Source organism: Pseudomonas bubulae (assembly GCF_900618535.1).
Taxonomy (GTDB): domain Bacteria; phylum Pseudomonadota; class Gammaproteobacteria; order Pseudomonadales; family Pseudomonadaceae; genus Aquipseudomonas; species Aquipseudomonas bubulae.
Map to the genome: position 1 here is coordinate 197847 of NZ_UYJA01000007.1, position 18423 is coordinate 216269.

The 18423-nt window shown below is 57.6% G+C and carries 17 protein-coding genes and 1 pseudogene; 14 read left to right on the top strand and 4 right to left on the bottom strand.

Annotation, left to right across the window (positions count from 1 at the left end; genetic code table 11):
* Positions 1-99 precede the first annotated feature (99 nt).
* Positions 100-540 carry an RNA polymerase-binding protein DksA gene (gene dksA, locus PPTH39_RS22605; protein WP_016783419.1) on the bottom strand — a complete coding sequence of 147 codons (441 nt, stop codon included), beginning with the start codon at positions 538-540 and terminating at the stop codon, positions 100-102.
* Between the two features lie 322 nt (positions 541-862).
* Here dksA and PPTH39_RS22610 point away from each other — a divergent pair, with 322 nt between their 5' ends.
* The gene (locus tag PPTH39_RS22610; RefSeq protein WP_130872504.1) at positions 863-2035 is read left to right on the top strand and encodes a pyridoxal phosphate-dependent aminotransferase; all 1173 of its coding nucleotides are present in this window, start codon (positions 863-865) and stop codon (positions 2033-2035) included.
* Positions 2035-2742 (top strand): DNA/RNA nuclease SfsA, encoded by a 708-nt coding sequence (gene sfsA, locus PPTH39_RS22615; protein ID WP_095002571.1) that lies wholly within the window; start codon positions 2035-2037, stop codon positions 2740-2742. The genes PPTH39_RS22610 and sfsA overlap by 1 nt, the downstream gene beginning before the upstream one ends.
* Here sfsA and PPTH39_RS22620 read toward each other — a convergent pair.
* Complete coding sequence (locus tag PPTH39_RS22620) at positions 2725-3063, bottom strand: Rieske (2Fe-2S) protein (RefSeq protein WP_095002572.1); 339 nt, start codon at positions 3061-3063, stop codon at positions 2725-2727. The two genes, sfsA and PPTH39_RS22620, sit on opposite strands and share 18 nt — an antisense overlap.
* Before the next feature lie 166 nt (positions 3064-3229).
* Here PPTH39_RS22620 and PPTH39_RS22625 point away from each other — a divergent pair, with 166 nt between their 5' ends.
* The 3 genes and pseudogenes from PPTH39_RS22625 to PPTH39_RS22635 all read left to right on the top strand — a co-directional run.
* Entirely contained in the window at positions 3230-4105 is an 876-nt protein-coding gene (locus PPTH39_RS22625; RefSeq protein WP_095002573.1) for a heme/hemin ABC transporter substrate-binding protein, read from the top strand.
* Positions 4106-4155: 50 nt separating this feature from the next.
* Entirely contained in the window at positions 4156-5139 is a 984-nt protein-coding gene (locus tag PPTH39_RS22630; protein WP_169917069.1) for a FecCD family ABC transporter permease, read from the top strand.
* A 47-nt stretch (positions 5140-5186) separates the two neighbouring features.
* Positions 5187-5906: pseudogene (locus PPTH39_RS22635) on the top strand (heme ABC transporter ATP-binding protein); the annotation flags it as partial.
* Between the two features lie 221 nt (positions 5907-6127).
* On the opposite strand, the gene PPTH39_RS22640 reads toward PPTH39_RS22635, so the two are convergent.
* A complete protein-coding gene (locus PPTH39_RS22640) occupies positions 6128-6400 on the bottom strand; it encodes a TfoX/Sxy family protein (RefSeq protein WP_095002576.1) in 273 nt (90 codons plus the stop codon).
* 312 nt (positions 6401-6712) lie between these two features.
* Positions 6713-8269: a bifunctional aminoglycoside phosphotransferase/ATP-binding protein gene (locus tag PPTH39_RS22645; protein WP_095018776.1), complete on the bottom strand. Its 1557-nt coding sequence runs from the start codon at positions 8267-8269 to the stop codon at positions 6713-6715.
* A 116-nt stretch (positions 8270-8385) separates the two neighbouring features.
* Between PPTH39_RS22645 and mrcB the strand changes: the two genes are divergently transcribed.
* The 9 genes from mrcB to msrQ all read left to right on the top strand — a co-directional run bounded on the left by mrcB (position 8386) and on the right by msrQ (position 18186).
* A complete protein-coding gene (gene mrcB / locus PPTH39_RS22650) occupies positions 8386-10710 on the top strand; it encodes a penicillin-binding protein 1B (protein WP_130872505.1) in 2325 nt (774 codons plus the stop codon).
* 16 nt (positions 10711-10726) lie between these two features.
* Positions 10727-11464, top strand: coding sequence for a tetratricopeptide repeat protein (locus PPTH39_RS22655; RefSeq protein WP_095002579.1), 738 nt, complete (start codon positions 10727-10729; stop codon positions 11462-11464).
* A 5-nt stretch (positions 11465-11469) separates the two neighbouring features.
* Positions 11470-11799 carry a YqcC family protein gene (locus PPTH39_RS22660; protein ID WP_095002592.1) on the top strand — a complete coding sequence of 110 codons (330 nt, stop codon included), beginning with the start codon at positions 11470-11472 and terminating at the stop codon, positions 11797-11799.
* A gap of 409 nt (positions 11800-12208) precedes the next feature.
* Entirely contained in the window at positions 12209-13933 is a 1725-nt protein-coding gene (locus PPTH39_RS22665; protein WP_095018783.1) for an acetolactate synthase 3 large subunit, read from the top strand.
* Positions 13934-13935: 2 nt separating this feature from the next.
* Positions 13936-14427 carry an acetolactate synthase small subunit gene (gene ilvN, locus PPTH39_RS22670; protein ID WP_016783407.1) on the top strand — a complete coding sequence of 164 codons (492 nt, stop codon included), beginning with the start codon at positions 13936-13938 and terminating at the stop codon, positions 14425-14427.
* A gap of 49 nt (positions 14428-14476) precedes the next feature.
* Entirely contained in the window at positions 14477-15493 is a 1017-nt protein-coding gene (gene ilvC, locus PPTH39_RS22675; RefSeq protein ID WP_095002580.1) for a ketol-acid reductoisomerase, read from the top strand.
* 144 nt (positions 15494-15637) lie between these two features.
* The gene (pssA, locus tag PPTH39_RS22680) at positions 15638-16495 is read left to right on the top strand and encodes a CDP-diacylglycerol--serine O-phosphatidyltransferase (protein WP_095002581.1); all 858 of its coding nucleotides are present in this window, start codon (positions 15638-15640) and stop codon (positions 16493-16495) included.
* Positions 16496-16558: 63 nt separating this feature from the next.
* Positions 16559-17572, top strand: coding sequence for a protein-methionine-sulfoxide reductase catalytic subunit MsrP (gene msrP / locus PPTH39_RS22685; RefSeq protein ID WP_095002582.1), 1014 nt, complete (start codon positions 16559-16561; stop codon positions 17570-17572).
* On the top strand, positions 17572-18186 hold the full coding sequence (gene msrQ, locus PPTH39_RS22690) for a protein-methionine-sulfoxide reductase heme-binding subunit MsrQ (RefSeq protein WP_095018779.1): 615 nt from the start codon (positions 17572-17574) through the stop codon (positions 18184-18186). Before msrP ends, msrQ begins: the two co-directional genes overlap by 1 nt.
* Positions 18187-18423: the final 237 nt, after the last annotated feature.

The window sequence follows — 18423 nt, forward strand, 5'->3', positions numbered from 1 at the left end:
CGGTGATGCTATCGCGAGCAAGCCCGCTCCCACGCAGGGCACTGAAATTTCACAAACAAAAATGGGGCGTTCGCACGCCCCATCTGGTCAAGTTGGCGATTACTTGCCGACTTGTTTTTCCTTGATTTCAGCCAAGGTCTTGCAGTCTACGCACATGTCGGCAGTAGGGCGGGCCTCGAGTCGACGGATACCGATTTCGACGCCGCAGGATTCGCACCAGCCATATTCTTCGTCTTCAATCAGTTGCAGCGTCTTGTCGATTTTCTTGATCAGCTTGCGCTCGCGATCGCGGGCGCGCAGTTCCAGGCTGAATTCTTCTTCCTGGCTCGCGCGGTCGGATGGGTCAGGAAAGTTTGCCGCTTCGTCTTTCATATGATCAACGGTGCGGTCGACTTCCTGCATCAAGTCCTGTTTCCACTTTTGCAGAATCTTGGTGAAGTGTTTACGCATGGGCTCGCCCATGTACTCTTCACCCTTCTTTTCAACGTAGGGTTCGAAGCCGCTAAGTTGAGTATTCTGTTGCTTTGCTTGTGTGGGCATGAAATGGACCGCCTCTCATTCTTCTAATCCATTGCGCAGGATTGCAACATCACCGACACCTGCCGGCCCTGCGGCTGCAAGCGGGCGAACTTACCAGATCAAATCGGGCTGCGCTACTCCCGCATGTCCAGCCCGTTCTCAGGGTATGTGTGCAGAGCCTGTGGTGCTTGAGATTAGTGGCTAATTAATAATTTTAGTCGAGCTATGACTAAAGGCCGGGTTGTTTGGTTCTATCGGCAAGTGGGCTAAGACCGTAATTAGCTCTCTCTTATAGCACTGCTTGGGTAGAATCGGCTTTTTGCTTACCCAGGAAGGCAGGCTCATGGCTCAGTCATACAGTGCGCGCAGCCGCGCAATCGAACCGTTCCACGTGATGGCGTTGTTGGCGCGGGCCAATGAGTTGCAGGCTGCCGGGCACGATGTGATTCACCTGGAAATCGGCGAGCCGGACTTCACCACGGCCGAGCCGATCATTGCTGCCGGCCAGGCTGCCCTGGCCGCCGGCAAAACCCGTTATACCGCCGCCCGTGGCCTGCCGGAACTGCGTGAAGCGATCAGCGGGTTTTACCGGCAGCGCTATGGCTTGAATATCGACCCCGGGCGAATTCTTATAACGCCCGGTGGTTCTGGTGCCCTGTTACTGGCTTCCAGCCTGCTGGTTGATCCGGGTAAACACTGGTTGCTAGCAGACCCAGGCTACCCATGTAACCGACATTTCCTGCGTTTGGTAGAGGGGGCGGCCCAACTGGTGCCTGTAGGTCCCGATGTGCGCTATCAACTCACAGCCGAACTGGTCGAACGCCACTGGAACCAGGACAGCGTAGGCGCGCTGGTGGCGTCCCCGGCCAATCCGACCGGCACACTGTTGAGTCGTGACGAACTGGCAGCCCTGTCTGCAGCGGTCAAGGCCCGCAATGGGCATCTGGTGGTGGATGAGATCTATCACGGCCTGACCTATGGCTGTGATGCGGCGAGCGTGCTGGAAGTTGATGACAGCGCGTTTGTGCTTAATAGTTTTTCCAAGTATTTCGGCATGACCGGCTGGCGCCTGGGCTGGCTGGTGGCGCCGCCTGAGGCAGTGGCCGACCTGGAGAAACTCGCACAGAATCTCTATATCAGCGCGCCAAGCATGGCCCAGTACGCAGCATTGGCCTGCTTCGAACCGCAGACCCTGGCGATTCTGGAAGAGCGTCGGGCCGAGTTTGGCCGTCGTCGCGATTTTCTGTTGCCGGCCTTGCGCGAGCTGGGCTTTGGCATTGCGGTTGAGCCTGAAGGTGCGTTTTACCTGTATGCCGACATCAGCGCGTTTGGCGGTGATGCCTTCGCGTTTTGTCAGCATTTTCTGGAAACCCAGCACATCGCCTTTACCCCAGGCCTGGATTTCGGCCGTTACAAATCCGGGCATCACGTACGCTTTGCCTATACCCAAAATTTGCCACGCCTGCAGGAAGCTGTTGAGCGGATTGCCCGTGGCCTCAAGAACTGGAAGGGCTGATGCGTTTTTCACCTGAACTGGAAGAAGGGCGCCTGATCAAGCGCTATAAGCGCTTTTTGGCGGATATCGAAACCAGCGCCGGCGAATTGATGACCATCCACTGCCCGAACACCGGTTCCATGCTCAATTGCATGGTCGAGGGTGGTCAGGTGTGGTTCAGTCGTTCCAACGACCCCAAACGCAAGTTGCCGGGTACCTGGGAAATCAGCCAAACCCCGCAAGGACGGCTGGCGTGCGTGAACACCGGGCGCGCCAATCACTTGATCGAAGAGGCGCTGCTGGCCGGGGTGATTACCGAGCTGGAGGGTTTTACCGCGCTCAAGCGCGAGGTCCCTTACGGGCAGGAAAAAAGTCGCATCGATTTTCGCCTTGAGTACCCGCAGGGCTTTGCCTATGTCGAGGTCAAGAGTGTCACCCTGGGGTTTGACGGTTCCCGTGTCGCGGCATTTCCGGATGCCGTGACCCAGCGTGGCGCCAAGCATCTGCGCGAGCTGGCGACCCTGGCGAAGGAGGGCGTGCGTGCAGTGCAGTTGTATTGCGTCAACCTGACGGGGATCGATGCGGTGCGTCCGGCTGAAGAAATCGACCCGGGTTATGCCGCTGCCCTGCGCGAGGCTGTGGCGGCCGGGGTGCAGGTGCTGGCTTATGGGGTCAGCCTGACATCGGATGCTGTAGTGGTTGATCGCCGTCTAGACGTCATCCTCTGAGGCTTGCGGTGTAATCCAGATCCCTTGGCTGTCTTCACGGCAGTCGAGGGCTGTCAGAAATTGTCCCGCGCAGGGCCCAGCCACGCATTCCCCGCTTTCGATCAGGAACAATGCTGCGTGGGTTGAACACTGGATCAGGCTGGCGCTGGGATCGAGAAACTGGTCGGGTTGCCATTCCAGTGCCACCCCGCGATGGGGACAGCGGTTTTTGTAGGCATACACCCGGCCCTCCCGGCGAGTGATCAGCAGCCGCACTTCATCCAGCTCAAAGCCACGGCTGGTACCTTCGCTCAGTGCATGCGATGAGCATAAAAACTTCATGACAATCCTTAATAACAGCTAAACGGTTGAGTCGATGACGGGTTTCTGAGCGGGTTAACAGGTTGACGTGCAAATGCAAACAATTATCAAATGGCGGCTTGCTCTGCATGTGCTGTTTTCACAGCGTGAAAATTGTGAGCCCTCTTTATTCAAGGAAAGCCTCTGTATGCGCCTGAGTACCCGCCTGATTACGTTCTGTGCAGGCCTTATGATCAGTCATGTCAGCCTGGCTGGCGAGTTGCCACAACGTTGGGTCAGCGCCGGAGGAGCGCTTTCGGAGTGGGTCAGCGTATTGGGTGCGGAGTCTAAATTGGTTGGGGTCGATACCACCAGCCAGCATCCTGAATCACTCAAATCGCTGCCCAGTATCGGCTATCAGCGCCAACTCTCGGCAGAAGGTGTCCTGAGCCTGAAGCCGGATGTGCTGATCGGCACTGAAGAAATGGGCCCGGCCGCGGTGTTGTTGCAGATTCGCGGTGCCGGTGTGCCGGTGGAGATGTTTTCGGCCCAGGCAGACCTTGCCAGCCTTGAGGGCACCTTGCAGCATTTGGGGCGCCTGCTGGGGGATGAGGCGCAGGCAGCGCAAGTGTTCAAGGACTACCAGCAGCAACTGGAAGAGCATCAACAGCAGGTCAAGGCCGCACAAGCCAGTCATCAGGCACCCGGGGTATTGCTACTGTTGGGCCATGCCGGTGGTAAACCGATGATTGCTGGCAAAGATACGGCGGCGGACTGGCTGCTGACGCAAGCGGGGGGACATAACCTGGCGACCCACAGCGGTTACAAGCCGTTTTCTGTGGAAGCGCTGGCGGGGCTCAACCCTGAAGTGCTGGTATTTGCCGATCGCAGCCTGACCGGTGAGGCGGCGCGCAAAGCGCTTATGAAAGAAAACCCGGTACTGGCATCTATACGCGCCGCTAAAAATGGCCGTGTCTATGAGCTGGACCCGACGCTGCTGGTGGGTGGCCTGGGGCCGCGTCTGCCGGAACGCCTGAAGCAACTGACGGCTGAGTTCTATCCCGCGGTTCCGGTCAGCCAATGAGGACGTTGGTTAAACCCCGGGCCCTGTTTACAGGTTTGAGCGCGTTGTGCCTGTTGTCGATCTGGCTGTCGCTGGCACTGGGGCCGGTGAGCCTGCCGTTGTTTGACACCTTGCGCGCGGCACTGCGCCTGATCGGGGTGCCGATTGCGGGTGAAGGCCTGGAGCAGGCCGAATTGATCCTGGGGCAGATCCGCTTGCCGCGAACCTTGTTGGGGCTGGCGGTGGGTGGCGTGCTGGCGCTCTCAGGTGTAGCCATGCAGGGGTTGTTTCGCAACCCGCTGGCCGATCCGGGGTTGGTCGGCGTATCCAGCGGTGCCGCCCTCGGGGCGGCGATCGCGATTGTCGGCGGGGCTGCTTTTGGCGGGTTGCCGGAAGTGATGGGCCCGTACCTGCTGTCGCTGTGTGCGTTTATCGGTGGTTTGGGGGTGACGGCGCTGGTGTATCGGTTGGGCCGGCGCAACGGTCAGACCAATGTGGCGGTGATGTTGCTTGCGGGCATTGCCCTGACAGCCTTGGCTGGTTCTGCTGTGGGTTTGTTTACCTATCTCGCCGATGACGCGACCTTGCGCACCCTGACATTCTGGAACCTGGGCAGTCTCAATGGCGCCAGCTATGCACGGCTGTGGCCACTGTTGATTGTGACGGTGGGGGTCGCACTGTGGCTCCCCCGGCGGGCGAACGCGCTCAATGCACTGCTGTTGGGGGAATCCGAAGCCAATCACCTGGGCATCGACGTTGAAGGCCTGAAGCGCGAACTGGTGTTCTGCACGGCCCTGGGGGTGGGGGCCGCTGTGGCAGCGGCAGGCATGATTGGCTTTATCGGGCTGGTGGTGCCGCATCTGGTACGACTGCTGGCGGGGCCTGATCACCGGGTGCTGTTGCCTGCTTCGGTACTGGCGGGGGCCACCTTGTTGCTGTTTGCCGACTTGATCGCTCGCCTGGCGCTGGCGCCAGCCGAACTGCCCATCGGGATTGTTACTGCGTTTCTCGGTGCACCTTTCTTCCTGTATTTGCTGATGCGAGGACGCCACTGATGCTGCGTACGGAAAACCTGCAGATCCGTCGCGATCAGAAAATCGTGCTGGCGGATGTCACCCTTGATGTACGCCCGGGGGAAGTACTGGGTGTGCTAGGCCCCAATGGCGCGGGTAAAAGTACCCTGCTGGCGGCCTTGTGCGGGGAGCTGGCGCCGAGTGGCGGGCAGGTCTGGCTGGATGAGCTGGCCTTGAGCCACTGGAAGGGCGCGCAGCGGGCACAACGCCTCGCTGTCCTGCCGCAAACCTCGACCCTGGATTTTGCCTTTCGCGTTGAAGAAGTGGTGGGCATGGGCCGACTGCCTCATCAGACGGGTCGCACTCGCGACGCCGAAATAATCCATGAGGCATTGCAGGCCGCCGATGTTGAGCATCTTGCGGGGCGCAGCTACCTGGCCTTATCGGGGGGCGAGCGTCAGCGTGTGCATCTGGCACGGGTACTGGCGCAATTATGGCCGGGGCAAAACGGGCAGACCCTGTTGCTTGATGAACCCACTTCAATGCTCGACCCCTTGCATCAGCACACCACGCTCAAGGCCATTCGGGCATTTGCTGATCGCGGCGCCGCGGTGTTGATCATCCTGCATGACCTTAACCTGGCGGCGCGTTACTGTGACCGCTTGCTCTTGCTGGAACAGGGGCGCCCACGGGCTCTGGATTGCCCGCAAGCGGTATTGCAGCCGGATGAACTCAAGGCCGTGTTTGGGCTCGATGTTTTAGTGCAGCCGCACCCGGAGCTGGGTTGCCCGATGGTAATTGCTCGATGAGCAGCCGCCCAAGCACTTTTCCACAGGCAAAAAAAGACCCGGCAAGAGCCGGGTCAAATAACCGTGATTAGCCTGATGAGGAGATTTTCTGAGAGTCCGAACCAAGGGCCTTTCAGAAGATCGACTGGTCTCGCGACCAGATGGCGTAATCATAACAATTCTCATTACCAAGTCAACAACTGTTTTTTACCGTTCATCGTGTTCGTTGCCAGCCTGCCGTATCAGGCCTTTTTCAGTGTGGCCAGATGCTCGACTTGCTGATTGAGGGCCTCTTTGCGTTCTGCAGGAATATCGTTCCAGTGAACATCCAGCAGGGCACCTTCGATAGCATATAAAAGTACTTTGGAGGCTCTGAACCCTCGTGCCTTCACCGCCCGGTAGGCATCCACTGCGCCCAGGCGCTTCAAGTCCGCGGCACTGTGAATGCCAACAGCGTGCAGCCATTGTGAAGAAGTCTTGCCAAGATTTTTCAAATGCTGGAGTTCATCGTTCATCAGCTCTCCTTGCGACGGCGTGAGCTCAGCGTTTACGGGGTATGTTGACTCTATTGAGTGTAGCGCTCAGTAGGAAATTCGTAGTCCGTTAGTCGGTTTTGGAACAAGGCGGAGTTGGAATTGAGCGAATGTGCTGTAGTAAGGCGCAAATCAGTTCCCTGGACCCAAGAGGGTAGAGCGCCCATGGCCATTCAATCGACCTTGGCGACTGTGAAACGCCAGCGCCGGAGCTGATGTCGTATTTGTGTTAACGGGCGATGTTACGCAGGTAAACGCCGTGAAACCGTTGCGGTTCCACGGCGAACATGGACCTTACAGGCCCGGCAAGCGCTGGCGAATGTCGGCAATCAGAGTGTCGAGGCTTTTGCTGTTGTGGGTTTCAACACGCTTGCTGCGCAGGATCTCATCAGCGCCCAGCGCTTCGCGGCTGGCTTGCTGAGCTTTGACTACTTCCAGGGTGGCGTCAGACGGGTCGGTACCCACGGACTTGCGATGGGCCAGCCAGCCTTCGATCACGGCGTCCGGGGCGGTGCAGTCAAGGATCAGGCAAGGAACACCTGTCGCTTCGGCCACTTTGGCGGCCGCATCGCGCTGCTCACGCTTGAGGTAAGTGGCATCGATCACCACCGGGAAGCCTGCACGCAGGACGATGCCGGCCAGTTCATGCAGTTTATTGTAGGTAGCTGCGCTGGCATCGGCGTTGTAGATGCCATCGCCGACTGCGTTTTCTGCCGTCTGCTGACCGAACAGTTGCTTGCGGATGACGTCTGAGCGCAGGCGAATCGCCCCCAAAGCTTCAACCAGTCGCATGGCTACCGAGCTTTTACCTACAGCCGAAACACCGTGCGTAATGGTCAGAAAACGTGAAGGAATCGTGCTGTAGCTCTCTGCCAGGTTCGCGTAGTTGCGGTATTGACGCAGAGTGGCTGCGCGCTGCACAGGGCTGGCTTCGGCAGGCATGCTGAACAGGCTGACTTTGGCGCGAACCAGTGCGCGGTAGGCCTTGTAGAAGTTCAGCAGCTCCAGGCCCTGATAATCACCAGTCAGTTCCAGGTACTGGCTGACGAAACGGCGGGCCAGGCATTTCAGACCGCGGTCTTCGAGGTCCATCGCCAGGAAAGCGGTATCGGCGTAGACGTCGGTGAAGCGGAACGGTTCGTTGAACTCGATGCAGTCGAAAATCACCACCTTGCCGTCAATCATCGTGGCATTGCCCAGGTGAATGTCACCGTGGCATTCGCGAATGAAGCCTTGGGCCTTGCGCTGCTCGAACAGCGGCTTGAGGCGGGTGAAGCTGGCCTCTGCCCAGGCCTGGAGTGCTTCCAGTTGCAACAGGTCGGCTTTGTCCGAAAGGAACGGGCGAATTTGTTCGAAGTTCTGACGAACCGGGTCCATTACCGCCTCAGGCGTGCCCTGGTAGTGCGCAGCAGGCACATGGGGCGCCTGCATGTGGAAGCGGGCGATCTGCTGGGCCATTTCGTCGACATGGCCGGCATTCAGTTCGCCATTGGCTTGCAGTGTGCTCAGCAGCTGGCTTTGCGGAAACTGGCGCATTTTCAACGCGTATTCAATGGCCGGGCCTTCACCACCGAATGCTGGTACGTCGGCGCTGCCGGTGATCGGCAGTACGTCCAGGTACAGGCCTTCGGTCAGGCGCTGGTTGAGACGCAACTCTTCATTGCAGAAGTGTTCGCGGCCACTGAGTTCGGTGAAGTCAAGAAAGCCGAAGTTGACCGGTTTCTTCAATTTATAGGCATACGGCCCGGTAAGGATGACCCAGGAGATATGCGTCTCGATAACCTGAAATCCTTCGACTTCATGGGGATAGAGGTCCGGGTTTTGCAGGGCGGCAATCAGGTTCTGGCTCACGGTTGATCCTTCAAGGTCGGGAATATTCGATGCGCCATTATGGCGGCTGGCAGCGGGAGTGCAAACCGCCGGGCTGCGCATGATGAACATGAATAAAGTGCGTATAATCTCGCGCCATGACTCGTAACCGATCTCCTCGTTCCCGTTCCAAACGTCCCTCTGGCGGCCTCAGGCCCTGGCTGGGCTGGGCAATCAAGCTCAGTCTGGTCGGCCTGGTGGTGCTGGCAGGTTTTGCCGTCTATCTGGATGCCATCGTTCAGGAGAAATTCTCCGGAAAGCGCTGGACCATCCCGGCCAAGGTGTATGCGCGCCCGCTGGAGCTGTTCGTCGGCCAGAAGCTGAGCAAGAACGACTTCCTCACCGAGCTCGATGCGCTGGGTTATCGCCGTGAAAGCGTGGCCAACGGCCCGGGCGCGGCATCCGTCAATGGCAACACGGTTGACCTCAATACCCGTGGCTTTCAGTTTTATGAAGGTGCCGAGCAGGCGCAGCCGGTGCGGGTAAGATTTTCTGGCGACTATGTTGCCGAGCTTTCCTCGACCAATGGTTCCAAACTGCCGGTGGTGCGCCTTGAGCCGCTGCTGATTGGCGGCATGTACCCGAAAAACCTTGAAGACCGGATCCTGATCAATATCGATCAGGTACCGCCGTTTCTGCTGGAAACCCTGGTCACCGTCGAGGACAGGGACTTCTATCACCATTTCGGGGTGTCGCCCAAGTCGATTGCACGCGCCATGTGGGTCAATACCTCGGCCGGGCAAATGCGCCAGGGCGGCAGTACCTTGACCCAGCAACTGGTCAAGAACTTCTACCTGACCAACGAACGCAGCCTGAGCCGCAAGCTGACCGAAGCAATGATGGCGCTGCTGCTTGAGTTGCACTATGACAAGCGCGAAATCCTTGAGGCGTACCTCAACGAGGTGTTTGTCGGCCAGGACGGTCAACGCGCGGTGCACGGTTTCGGTCTGGCCAGCCAGTTCTTCTTCAGCCAGCCGCTGGCCGAGCTCAAGTTGCACCAGGTAGCACTGCTGGTCGGTATGGTTAAAGGGCCTTCGGCCTATAACCCGCGGCGTTACCCCGAGCGTGCGCTTGTACGACGTAATCTGGTGCTCGACCTGCTCGAGCAGCAAGGTGTTGCAACGCCCGAGCAAGTGGCTGCAGCGAAAAAAATGCCTTTGGGCGTGACCAAGCGCGGCAGTCTGGCAGACAGCTCGTTCCCGGGGTTCCTGGATCTGGTCAAGCGTCAGCTGCGTGAAGACTACCGCGACGAAGACTTGACCGAAGAAGGGCTGCGAATCTTCACCAGCTTCGACCCGATCCTGCAGATGAAGTCCGAAGCTGCGGTGGGCGAGACCTTCAAGCGTCTGGCCGGGCGCCAGGGCGCGGATGAAGTGGAAGCCGCCATGGTGGTGACCAACCCTGAAACCGGCGAAGTCCAGGCACTGATCGGCAGTCGTGCGCCAGGCTACGCAGGTTTCAACCGTGCACTGGATGCGGTGCGACCGATTGGCTCGCTGATCAAGCCTGCGGTCTATCTCACAGCACTTGAGCGGCCGAGCAAGTACACGCTGACCAGTTGGCTGTCGGATGAGCCATTGTCGATCAAAGGCGCTGATGGTCAGATCTGGAAGCCTCAGAACTATGACCGCCGCTCTCACGGTACGATTTTCCTCTATCAGTCCATGATGAACTCCTACAACCTCGGTACGGTAAGGCTGGGGCAGGAAGTCGGCGTGCCTAATGTACTCAAGACCCTGGCGCGACTGGGTGTGGAGCGCGAGTTTCCGGCATTCCCGTCCATGTTGCTGGGGGCTGGTGCCTTGAGCCCGATGGAAGTGGCGACCATGTACCAGACCTTGGCCAACGGCGGCTTCAATACGCCGATGCGCGGCATTCGCAGCGTGCTGACAGCCGAAGGCGAGCCGCTCAAACGTTACCCGTTCCAGATCCAGCAACGCTTTGATCCGGGCTCGATCTTTCTGATCCAGAACGCCATGCAGCATGTGATGCGCGAAGGTACGGGGCGCTCGGTTTATAACGTGCTGCCCAAGAGTCTCGCGTTGGCGGGCAAGACCGGCACCAGTAACGATTCCCGTGACAGCTGGTTTGCCGGCTTTAGCCAGGACTTGCTGGCAGTGGTCTGGCTGGGGCGCGATGACAACGGCAAAACCCCGTTCACGGGGGCAACCGGTGCCTTGCAGGTGTGGACCAGCTTTATGAAGAAGGCTGACCCGCTGCCGCTCGACATGCCTCAGCCCGATAACATTGTGCAGGCCTGGATTGATCCGCATACCGGTCAAGGATCGGATGCCGGCTGCCCTGGCGCGGTACAGATGCCGTATATTCGCGGCAGTGAACCGCCAGCTGGTGCCAGTTGTGGTGGGCAAGAGCCCGCCACCGGTGAAGCCGTGATGGATTGGGTCAAGGGCTGGTTGAATTAAGCAAAGAGGGTATGACGTGAATAAGTTGTGGATTGCGGCTGTTTCAGCCCTGGCTTTGCTCAATGGTTGTGCCAGCGTGCCGCAGGGGTCCATCCCTGTGGTCGATTCTGGTGTTGCGGTGTCGAATAACGAGCGTGTTTCGGCCCAGCGTACGGCGGGGAATTATCCACAGGCCACTGCGCCGCGTGCCGCTCAGGCACGTACGATTACCGAGGACTCGGGGGTTGTGGTGATGATTCCGGGCGGCGCTGCCAGCGTGTCGACGCCGATCAGCACCCAGCCATTTACGCCGGGGCCGATCACCCCCGGCCCTGCCGCAGCCCCCATCAGCACGGGTAGCTACACACCGGGCGCGGCCTACAGTGCCCCGACGGCCATTACCCCCAGCGGCATTCCGTCGAACAGCGGCGGCCTGGCTGCCGACGAGCAACTGGATGGCCCGGTGCTGGCGCTGCTTACCACCGCTCAGCAACAACAGGCGAGCGGCGACTTGAACGGCGCTTCATCGAGCCTTGAACGTGCCCAGCGCGTGGCCCCTCGTGAGCCTCAGGTGCTTTATCGTCTGGCTCAGGTGCGTATGGCCCAGGGCGATGCCGCCCAGGCTGAGCAGTTTGCCCGCCGTGGTTTGACGTTCGCTAGTGGTCGTCCGGATTTGCAGGCGAGCTTGTGGGGTTTGATTGCCCAGGCCCGTGAGAAGCAAGGTGATGCCGCTGGTGCTGCATTGGCCCGTCAAAAAGCCAAGGTGAGCCTCTGATGGTCATGGATGCACGCACATCTGAAGTTGCCGGGTTCCTGCTGCTGATCGAACACGAAATGCGCACCCAGGGCTTGTGGAGTGACAAGGTCCCGACCGAACACGACCTTTCCAGCCTGGAGCCGTTCAGTGTCGATCGCCTGGATTTTGAGCAATGGGTGCAGTGGATCTTCCTGCCGAAAATGAAAACCATCGTCGAACGGGGGCAGCCTCTGCCCAGTGTCTCGGGTATTTGGCATATGGCTGAGCATGTGTTTGCCCAGCGTCGTGGCAACTGGAAACCCTTGCTCAAGCATTTCCAAGACTTTGACCACCTGATCAGCCCTGCCTCCTGAGGTCATGGCTGCCAGTTTTTACTGGCAGCCATCCATTTTCTTGTTGGCTTCTGTCATTTTGCGCGTTTTTTTGTGCGTTCCTGTCGATTTATGCAAATAAATTGAATTGATGGCTTGACTTGGACAGGCCTAATGACAAGAATCGAACTCCCGCTGTAGAGGGGCTGCCAGAAGCAGGCTCTCTCAGCAGATCATGAGGCGCACACCCGCGCCGACCTGTTACACCCGCAACGCGTTACCTCGCGCTGGGTGGGAAACCCCCGCAATACTTGGGGAGTTCCCAATACTTGCTCAGTCAGTGCTGACGTAGTCGGCGACCACCGTCGCTCATGCTCTGCTGAAAAGTAAACCTATTAAGACCCGTTCGTATTTTTGTGGACGGTATTCTGGCGTTTTAGAGGTGAACAACGTGGAGCTTTTGTCTGGTGGTGAGATGCTCGTCCGCTTTTTGCGCGACGAAGGTGTCAAATATATCTACGGGTACCCAGGTGGTGCTCTCCTGCATGTCTACGACGCACTGTTCAAAGAGCCGGAAGTTACCCACATCCTGGTTCGTCATGAACAAGCTGCAACCCATATGGCTGACGGCTACGCCCGTGCCACCGGTAAAGCCGGTGTAGTACTGGTGACTTCCGGGCCGGGTGCTACCAACGCCATCACCGGTATTGCCACTGCCTACATGGACTCCATTCCGATGGTGATCATTTCGGGCCAGGTGCCTAGTACCATGGTCGGAACTGATGCCTTCCAGGAAACCGACATGATCGGTATCTCCCGGCCCATCGTGAAGCACAGCTTCATGATCAAGCATGCTTCGGAAATCCCGGAAGTCATGAAAAAGGCGTTCTACCTGGCGCAATCCGGCCGTCCTGGTCCGGTCGTGGTCGATATCCCGAAAGACATGACCAACCCGGCCGAAAAATTCGAATACGTTTTCCCGAAAAAAGCCAAGCTGCGCTCCTACAGCCCGGCCTTGCGTGGCCACTCCGGCCAGATCCGCAAGGCGGCAGAGATGCTGCTGGCGGCCAGGCGCCCTGTGCTTTACGCAGGCGGCGGGGTTATTTTGGGCGGTGGCTCGGAGCCACTGACCGAGCTGGCAAAAATGCTCAACGTGCCCGTGACCAATACGCTGATGGGCCTGGGTGCATACCCTGGCACCGACCGTCAGTTTATCGGCATGCTTGGCATGCATGGCAGCTTCACGGCCAACATGGCGATGCACAACGCAGACGTGATCCTTGCGGTAGGTGCACGCTTCGATGACCGGGTCATCAACGGCCCGTCCAAGTTCTGCCCGAATGCCAAGATCATCCATATCGATATCGACCCGGCGTCCATCTCCAAAACCATCAAGGCGGACGTGCCGATCGTAGGCCCTGTTGAGAGCGTGCTGACCGAAATGGTCGCCATCCTCAAGGACATCGGCGACAAGCCAAACCCGGAAGCGGTTGCCAGCTGGTGGAAGCAAATCGACGAGTGGCGCGGAGACGGTGACCTGTTCCCTTACAACAAGGGCGACGGCAGCCAGATCAAGCCTCAGGCTGTTATCGAGATGCTCTGCGAAGTGACCAAGGGCGATGCCTATGTAACGTCCGATGTGGGGCAGCACCAGATGTTCGCGGCCCAGTACTACCGCTTCAATAAGCCCAACCGCTGGATCAACTCCGGAGGCCTGGGCACCATGGGCTTCGGTTTCCCGGCTGCGATGGGGGTAAAACTGAGCTTCCCTGATGCTGACGTTGCCTGCGTGACAGGCGAGGGCAGTATTCAGATGAACATTCAGGAATTGTCCACCTGTCTGCAGTACGGCTTGCCCGTCAAAATCGTCAGCCTCAACAACGGAGTGCTGGGGATGGTGCGTCAGTGGCAGGACATGAACTACGGCAGTCGTCACTCCCATTCGTATATGGAATCGCTGCCTGATTTCGTCAAGCTGGCTGAAGCTTACGGGCATGTAGGTATCCGGATCACCGATCTGAAAGACCTCAAGCCGAAAATGGAAGAAGCCTTTGCCATGAAGGATCGCCTGGTGTTCCTGGATATTCAGGTTGATACCAGTGAGCACGTTTATCCGATGCAGATCAAAGATGGCTCCATGCGCGACATGTGGCTGAGCAAGACGGAGCGTACTTAATCATGCGGCACATTATTTCCTTGCTTCTTGAAAACGAACCGGGCGCATTGTCTCGCGTTGTCGGGCTTTTTTCGCAACGCAACTACAACATCGAAAGCCTGACCGTGGCACCAACAGAAGACCCGACCCTGTCGCGTCTGACCCTGACCACGGTGGGGCATGATGAAGTGATCGAGCAGATCACCAAAAACCTGAACAAGCTGATCGAAGTGGTCAAGCTGGTGGATCTGTCGGAAAGCGCTCACATCGAGCGCGAACTGATGTTGGTCAAGGTCAAGGCAACGGGTGCACAGCGCGCAGAAATCAAACGCACCACGGATATTTTCCGTGGGCAGATCGTTGATGTCAGCGCCAGTGTGTATACCGTGCAGTTGACAGGCACCAGTGAGAAGCTCGACAGTTTCATTCAGTCGATTGGAACCGCCTCGATCCTGGAAACAGTTCGCAGTGGCGTCACCGGGATTGCCCGTGGCGACAAAGTACTCAGCATCTAAAACTAACAAGTGCTAATTGGCCTGAATGGCCTGGATATAAGGGAAAATCATGAAAGTTTATTACGACAAAGACTGCGACCTTTCGATCATCCAGGGCAAAAAAGTAGCCATCATCGGTTACGGCTCCCAGGGTCACGCTCAAGCCTGCAACCTGAAAGATTCCGGCGTTGACGTTACCGTTGGCCTGCGCAAGGGTTCGGCCACTGTCGCCAAGGCTGAAGCTCATGGCCTGAAAGTAACTGACGTTGCCAGCGCTGTTGCCGCTGCGGACCTGGTCATGATTCTGACCCCGGACGAGTTCCAGTCCGCGCTGTACAAAAATGAAATCGAACCGAACATCAAGAAGGGCGCCACCCTGGCCTTCTCCCACGGTTTCGCGATTCACTACAACCAGGTTGTGCCGCGTGCCGACCTCGACGTGATCATGATCGCGCCAAAAGCGCCAGGTCACACCGTTCGTTCCGAGTTCGTACGTGGCGGTGGTATCCCTGACCTGATCGCTATCTACCAGGATGCGTCGGGCAACGCCAAGAACCTGGCCCTGTCTTATGCTTCGGGCGTAGGCGGCGGTCGTACCGGCATCATCGAAACCACGTTCAAGGACGAAACCGAAACCGACCTGTTCGGCGAGCAGGCAGTTCTGTGTGGCGGTACTGTTGAATTGGTTAAGGCTGGCTTTGAAACTCTGGTTGAAGCCGGTTACGCGCCAGAAATGGCTTACTTCGAGTGCCTGCACGAATTGAAGTTGATCGTTGACCTCATGTACGAAGGCGGTATCGCCAACATGAACTACTCGATCTCCAACAACGCCGAATACGGCGAGTACGTGACTGGCCCTGAGGTCATCAACGCTGAATCCCGTCAGGCAATGCGTAACGCTCTGAAACGCATCCAGGACGGTGAATACGCGAAAATGTTCATCAGCGAGGGTGCTACCGGCTACCCTTCGATGACTGCCAAGCGTCGCAACAACGCCGCTCACGGTATCGAAGTCATTGGCGGGCAACTGCGCTCGATGATGCCTTGGATCGGCGCCAACAAAATCGTTGACCAGGCAAAGAACTAAGTTCCCAGCCTGTAGAGAAAACGCGGCCTAGGCCGCGTTTTTTCGTTTAAGCGGCGGCTTCTGGTATAAAGCAGGATCGTTTGCGGGTGCGTGTTGGCCCCAAGCTTCTACCGAAACTTCCCATATCGTTGCAAGGTAATGTCCATGAGCGAACGTCCCGAAGAGCCAAAAGCGGCTTCAGACGCCGATAGCCTGCTGCCTATCGATGAGCATGTCGAAGAAGGGCATGACGCCGAAGGCCGAAAAGTCCGGCATCGTGGTATCTATCTGCTGCCGAACCTTTTCACCACTGCGAACCTGTTCGCCGGTTTTTACTCCATCATCAGTTCCATGAGTGCGCAAAGTGCCATGAGTGCGGGTGATACTGCTGGGGCCAGCAAATACTTTGCCTTTGCAGCCATCGCCATTTTTGTCGCCATGGTGCTCGACGGTCTTGATGGCCGCGTAGCCCGCATGACCAATACCGAAAGTGCCTTTGGTGCCGAGTACGATTCCTTGTCGGACATGGTTGCCTTTGGTGTTGCCCCTGCGTTGCTGGCTTTTGGCTGGGCACTGGGGGACATGGGCAAGGTCGGCTGGATGGTTGCCTTCATCTATGTTGCGGGCGCGGCGTTGCGTCTGGCGCGTTTCAATACCCAGGTAGGTACAGCGGACAAACGCTACTTTATCGGCCTGGCCAGCCCGGCGGCGGCTGGTGTGGTGGCGGGTATCGTATGGGCATTCAGTGATTACGGTATTCAGGGTTCGAAAATGTCGTTCCTGGTTGCCTTGCTCGTAGCGGCAGCCGGCATGCTGATGGTCAGCAATATCAAGTACAACAGCTTCAAGGAACTGGACTTGAAAGGGCGTGTTCCTTTTGTGGCGATTCTGGCTGTGGTACTGGTCTTCGCGGTTGTGTTCAGCGATCCGCCGCGCATTCTGTTGCTGGCCTTCCTGGCATATGCGGCATCGGGGCCGATCCAGTACTTGCTGCGTTTGCGTCGTAACAAAAACGCCGAGTGATGTAATTTCTCCCATACTCCGTAGTCTATTGGTGCATCAGCCCTCCAATACTGCGGAGTTGTCATGCTCATCAAGCTGCCTAAAGCGTCCGACTGCAAAGAGTCGGACGTTACGCCTGAATCCTTCTATTTATCCCGTCGTGCATTGTTGGGTAGTTCGCTTGCCGGATTGGCTGTGGGCGCGCTTCCACGTTTGGCCAGTGCCGAAGATGCGGTGCGCTATGCAGATGTTGAACCGGGCAAGGCTCCAGCCTGGTTTGCCGACAAGCTAGCGCAGACCAAATGGCAGGCCGTCACGGTGAAGGGGGAGGCGATCACGCCTTTCAAGGATGCGACCCACTACAACAACTTCTATGAGTTCGGCACTGACAAGGGGGATCCGGCGCAAAACGCTGGTGCCTTGAAAACCGAGCCCTGGACTGTGGTAGTCGACGGGGAGGTGGGCAAACCGGGTCGTTACGCGCTGGAAGACTTCATGAAGCCTTATCAGTTGGAGGAGCGGATTTATCGTCTGCGTTGTGTAGAGGCCTGGTCGATGGTGATCCCGTGGATGGGATTTCCCATTTCGGCATTGCTCAAGCAGGTGGAGCCAACCTCCAAAGCCAGGTACATCCGTTTTGAAACATTGCAGGATCCTAAGGTCATGCCGGGGCAGCGTTCGGGTTTTGCATTGATTGACTGGCCGTATGTAGAAGGGTTACGGCTGGATGAGGCGATGAATCCGTTGGCGATTTTGGCGGTGGGCATGTATGGCCGCGAATTGCCCAATCAAAATGGCGCGCCGCTACGGTTGGTGGTGCCCTGGAAGTATGGTTTCAAAAGCGTGAAATCCATCGTGCGTATCAGTCTGGTCGAGGATCAGCCAAAAACCACCTGGCAAAGCATTGCTGCGGATGAGTACGGCTTCTATGCCAACGTGAATCCGCAAGTTGATCATCCGCGTTGGACACAGGCGCGTGAGCGACGCTTGCCGAGCGGTCTGTTCAGTCCCAATGTGCGCGATACGCAGATGTTCAACGGTTACGCCGATGAGGTTGCTTCTTTATATACAGGCCTGGATCTGCGGAAGAACTACTGATGAAGCATCTACCTTGGCGCCTTGGCGTCTTTATCGTGGTGGCCATCTGGCCTTTGTATTGGTTGTACGAGGCCTGGATCTTTGCCTTGGGGCCAGACCCGGGAAAGGTGTTGGTCGATCGTCTGGGGCTGGGAACGTTGATACTGCTGTTGGTGACGTTGAGCATGACGCCGATGCATAGACTGACGGGCTGGTCGGGCTGGGTCACGGTGCGTCGACAGCTCGGCTTGTGGTGTTTTGCCTATGTGGTGCTGCATCTGTGTGCCTACCTGACTTTCGTGCTGGGGTTTGACTGGTCGCAGTTGGGTGTTGAGCTAAGCAAGCGTCCCTACATTATTGTCGGCAGCCTGGGGTTCTTGTGTTTACTGGCGTTGGCGGTGACGTCGAATCGCTACAGTCAGCGACGCTTGGGCACGCGCTGGAAGAAGCTCCATCGTCTGGTGTATGTGGTAGTGGGCTTGGGGTTGCTGCATATGCTCTGGATAGTGCGGGCGGACCTCAAGGAATGGTCGATTTATGCCTGTATAGGTGTAGGTCTGCTGGCACTGCGCATACCGATGGTGAAGAGCCGGATTCCGCGTCTATATAAGAAGAAATCAGCTTCTGCGATTTAAGTTCAAATTAGTGCTTGACCCTAGATTCAAACGGCCTATAATTCGCCCCACGTCCGGCGCAGTCGAAACGGAAAACTCCTTGAGTTTCAATGAGTTGGACGGTTTTCGGCGGTGTCAGCTTCAAGTCATCGAAGCAGGAAATGAGGTGTTGACAGCAGCGTGTAACGCTGTAGAATTCGCCTCCCGCTAACGAGAGATCGAAAGCGCAAGTGGTTGATGTTACAGAGGAAACTTTGA

Excerpts from the sequence above, each read along its gene's own strand:
- dksA (WP_016783419.1), bottom strand. The coding sequence starts at position 540 with ATGCCCACACAAGCAAAGCAACAGAATACTCAACTTAGCGGCTTCGAA.
- PPTH39_RS22610 (WP_130872504.1), top strand. The coding sequence starts at position 863 with ATGGCTCAGTCATACAGTGCGCGCAGCCGCGCAATCGAACCGTTCCAC.
- sfsA (WP_095002571.1), top strand. The coding sequence starts at position 2,035 with ATGCGTTTTTCACCTGAACTGGAAGAAGGGCGCCTGATCAAGCGCTAT.
- PPTH39_RS22620 (WP_095002572.1), bottom strand. The coding sequence starts at position 3,063 with ATGAAGTTTTTATGCTCATCGCATGCACTGAGCGAAGGTACCAGCCGT.
- PPTH39_RS22625 (WP_095002573.1), top strand. The coding sequence starts at position 3,230 with ATGCGCCTGAGTACCCGCCTGATTACGTTCTGTGCAGGCCTTATGATC.
- PPTH39_RS22640 (WP_095002576.1), bottom strand. The coding sequence starts at position 6,400 with ATGAACGATGAACTCCAGCATTTGAAAAATCTTGGCAAGACTTCTTCA.
- mrcB (WP_130872505.1), top strand. The coding sequence starts at position 8,386 with ATGACTCGTAACCGATCTCCTCGTTCCCGTTCCAAACGTCCCTCTGGC.
- PPTH39_RS22660 (WP_095002592.1), top strand. The coding sequence starts at position 11,470 with ATGGATGCACGCACATCTGAAGTTGCCGGGTTCCTGCTGCTGATCGAA.
- ilvN (WP_016783407.1), top strand. The coding sequence starts at position 13,936 with ATGCGGCACATTATTTCCTTGCTTCTTGAAAACGAACCGGGCGCATTG.
- ilvC (WP_095002580.1), top strand. The coding sequence starts at position 14,477 with ATGAAAGTTTATTACGACAAAGACTGCGACCTTTCGATCATCCAGGGC.
- pssA (WP_095002581.1), top strand. The coding sequence starts at position 15,638 with ATGAGCGAACGTCCCGAAGAGCCAAAAGCGGCTTCAGACGCCGATAGC.
- msrP (WP_095002582.1), top strand. The coding sequence starts at position 16,559 with ATGCTCATCAAGCTGCCTAAAGCGTCCGACTGCAAAGAGTCGGACGTT.
- msrQ (WP_095018779.1), top strand. The coding sequence starts at position 17,572 with ATGAAGCATCTACCTTGGCGCCTTGGCGTCTTTATCGTGGTGGCCATC.